Source organism: Pseudomonas sp. 43(2021) (assembly GCF_017490805.1).
Lineage (GTDB): Bacteria > Pseudomonadota > Gammaproteobacteria > Pseudomonadales > Pseudomonadaceae > Aquipseudomonas.
Genome location: NZ_JAFGYJ010000432.1, coordinates 1 through 467, shown reverse-complemented (window position 1 = coordinate 467; position 467 = coordinate 1). Strand labels below are relative to the sequence as shown.

Annotated in this window: 1 protein-coding gene; it reads left to right on the top strand. The window is 67.2% G+C overall.

Annotated elements, in window-relative coordinates:
* On the top strand, positions 1 to 467 hold a 467-nt coding region (locus J5M71_RS28015; protein WP_207838835.1), incomplete at both ends, for a c-type cytochrome.

The following is a 467-nucleotide window of genomic DNA, read 5'->3' as shown; positions in this document are numbered from 1 at the left end:
GCGCACGGGTGGTCGAGGCCGGCGACTGCGCGGTGTGCCATACCCGCCCCGGCGGCGAATACCTGGCTGGCGGGCTGCCGCTGGTGACGCCGTTCGGCACGCTGTACAGCACCAACATCACCCCGGATGCGCAGACCGGCATCGGCGAATGGTCACTGCCGGCCTTCGAGCGGGCGATGCGTGAAGGCATTGCCCGCGACGGCCACTTTCTCTACCCGGCGTTTCCTTACGTGCACTACCGGCGCATGAGCTCCGAAGACATCGCCGACGCCTATGCCTACTTGATGAGCGGCCCCGCCGTACACGCCCCGGCGCGGCAGAACCAGATGAACTTCCCGATGAACATCCGCCCGCTGGTGTCGTTCTGGAATCTGCTGTTTCTGCATGGCGAGCCGCTCACGCCGCTGGCCGAACACAGCGCGGCATGGAATCGCGGACGCTATCTGGTCGACGGCCCGGGCCACTGC